4 protein-coding genes are annotated in these 2609 nt (G+C 59.1%); all 4 read left to right on the top strand.

Going from position 1 to position 2609, the window contains the following annotated elements; translation table 11 throughout:
* Positions 1 to 394: 394 nt before the first annotated feature.
* On the top strand, positions 395 to 946 hold the full coding sequence (locus ENJ37_08245; GenBank protein HHL40482.1) for a flagellar basal body-associated FliL family protein: 552 nt from the start codon (positions 395 to 397) through the stop codon (positions 944 to 946).
* A gap of 10 nt (positions 947 to 956) precedes the next feature.
* Positions 957 to 1937 (top strand): flagellar motor switch protein FliM, encoded by a 981-nt coding sequence (fliM, locus tag ENJ37_08240; GenBank protein ID HHL40481.1) that lies wholly within the window; start codon positions 957 to 959, stop codon positions 1935 to 1937.
* A gap of 1 nt (position 1938) precedes the next feature.
* Positions 1939 to 2400 carry a flagellar motor switch protein FliN gene (gene fliN, locus ENJ37_08235; protein HHL40480.1) on the top strand — a complete coding sequence of 154 codons (462 nt, stop codon included), beginning with the start codon at positions 1939 to 1941 and terminating at the stop codon, positions 2398 to 2400.
* The coding region (locus tag ENJ37_08230; protein HHL40479.1) for a hypothetical protein at positions 2397 to 2609 on the top strand (213 nt) is incomplete at its 3' end. The genes fliN and ENJ37_08230, both read left to right, overlap by 4 nt.

Here is a 2609-nt window from a genome sequence, read left to right as displayed (position 1 = left end):
GTTTTGCTTGGCAAAACAGGGGGAAACCAACTCGCATTAAAAGTTTTTGGAGGGAGTCTGAGGGAACCTTTTTACAAAAAGGTTCCCTCAGGGCAATTAATCGGATTGAAGAGAGTCTCCTGCTGTCCTGGCGCTGGTGTCTTCCCCACAGTCATAATTATGACGCAGGCCGATTCAAACCCTTGACTTTCGACGTATTTCTCCTTATCCGTGTCCGCCGTTATCGCCCCGCCCTCTCCCTGCTTCCGTCCCTAACCTTCTGTTTTCCCGATGTAAAAGAGTTTTACACCATGGCCGTTCACTCTACGGCTGTGCTGGCACGACAATTGCAGTTTCTTCTGTCGGAATCTACTGTCCTTAACCGATTACGTCCCGCACAAGGAGGTATGGAGCGATGGCTGCACAAGCGGCTGCCGGGTCCGCCAACGGCAAGGAAGGCGAGGAGAAGGAGAAAAAGGGCGGCGGCAAGATGCTGATGATAATCGCCGCTGCGGCGGTGGTGCTCGGCGGAGGGGGGTTCTTCGTCTACACGAGTTTTCTCTCGGGATCCGACGGCGCCCATGAGGGCGCGGGCGGCGATCATGGAGGCGCCGCGGTCTCCGAAGGCGGGGAGCATGGCGGAGGTCACGACGGCGGCGGGGCGTCGGGCAACGTCTACGACATGAGGCCCTTTATCGTGAATCTCATGGACAACGCCGGCACGAGATACCTGAAGGTGGACGTGAGCATCGAGCTTGCAAGCCCCGAGCAGGAGGCCGAGCTCAAGAAGCTTCTTCCCCAGATAAGGGACTCGATCATCATACTGCTCAGCAGCAAGAGCTATGACGACGTGGGCACGGTCGAGGGCAAGTTCAAGCTGCGCGACGAGATAGTGGCGCGCGTCAACCAGCACCTCGGCGGCGAGGGCGTCAGGACCGTCTACTTCACCGACTTCGTTATCCAGTAGGTAGGCCGGCATGTCTGAACAGATACTCTCACAGGTTGAAGTTGACGCCCTGCTCAAGGGGCTCTCCGACGGCGAGATAAAGACCTCCCAGGAGGTCGAGGAAGTCGACGGCATACGGCCCTACGACATTACGAGCATGGAGAGGGTCGTGCGCGGCAGGATGCCGACCCTTGAGATGATAAACGACAAGTTCACCAGGAGCCTGAGAACTCCGCTCTTCAACTTCCTCAACCGCATGGTGGACATAAACACCGAGGGCATCAAGATGTCCAAGTACGGCGACTTTCTCAAGAACCTCCATGTGCCGTCGAGCCTCAACATATTCAGGCTGCCCCCGCTCAAGGGCCAGGGCATACTCGTCCTCGATCCCAACCTCGCCTTCCTCCTCGTGGACAACTACTTCGGCGGCGACGGACGTTTCCACACCCGTGTGGAGGGCAGGGACTTCACCCAGATAGAGCTCATGGTCATAAAGAAGCTCGTTCTCATAATCTTCAAGGAGCTCAACAAGGTCTGGCAGCCCGTCCATCCCGTGGAGTTCCAGTACGACAGGGCGGAGATAAACCCCCAGTTCGTAAACATCATGTCTCCATCCGAGGTGGTGCTCGTCATCACCTTCAGGATGGAGATAGACACGCTGAGCCACAACTTCACCTTCTGCCTCCCCTACTTCATGATCGAGCCCATAAAGGACAAGCTCTTCGGCGGATTCATGGGCGAGTCCGTCGAGGTGGATCAGCGCTGGGTGGAGAGGCTCACCGATCAGGTAAGGAAGGTGCCGCTCAACTGTACGGCCGAGCTCGGCTCGGTGAAACTGAGGATGGGCGATGTCATCAATCTCCAGGAAGGCGACGTGATTCAGCTCGACAGCAAGGCCTCGGACTGCATCACGCTCAAGCTCGAGGGCGTGCCGAAGTTCTACGTGCGGCCCGGAGTGACCGACGGCAACTACTCGGTTCAGCTCTTGGGGCCGATCAAGGAAAGGGGGTAACATGGAGGAGACCGGTCACCAGGAACAGGCGGTAGCGGAAGAGAACTCCCAGTCTCTCGACGATATGTGGGGCGCCGCCCTTGCCGAACAGCAGGCCGCTGACAGCTCGGGCTCGGGCGAGAAGACCGTACTCAACCCCAAGGCGGCCGTCGACGCCCAGCCGGCCGAGTTCAAGAGCCTGGCCGATTCGTCCACCGGCAGTGTCGCCAACATGGAGCTCATAATGGACATCCCCGTCACGGTGACGGTGGAGCTGGGCCGCAGCAGGATAGTCATAAACGACCTCCTCCAGCTCGGCCAGGGTTCAGTCCTAGAGATCGACAAGATAGCCGGAGAGCCCATGGAGGTGCTCGTCAACGGCAAGCTCATAGCGCGCGGCGAGGTCGTGGTGGTGAACGAGAAGTTCGGCGTCAGGCTCACCGACATAGTGAGCCCCATGGAGAGGATAAAGCAGCTCAAATGATGGAGTCCTACGCATACCACCTGCTCAAGGCGCTGGTGATGCTCGGTGTCGTGCTCGGCGTCATGGCCCTCTTCTTCTACGCCCTGAGGCTGCTCCAGCGGGGCGGGCGGACAGGGGCGGGCAGGACCTCGCCGGTGCGGGTCGTGACCACGGCCTTTCTGGGGCAGCGCCGAAACATCGCCATCGTGGACGTGGCCGGAGAGTTGCTC

The sequence above is a fragment of the Deltaproteobacteria bacterium genome (genome assembly GCA_011375175.1).
Taxonomy (GTDB): Bacteria; Desulfobacterota; GWC2-55-46; order GWC2-55-46; family DRME01; genus DRME01.
The sequence above is the reverse complement of the archived record's forward strand: the minus strand, read 5'-3'. Positions and strand labels throughout refer to the sequence as shown.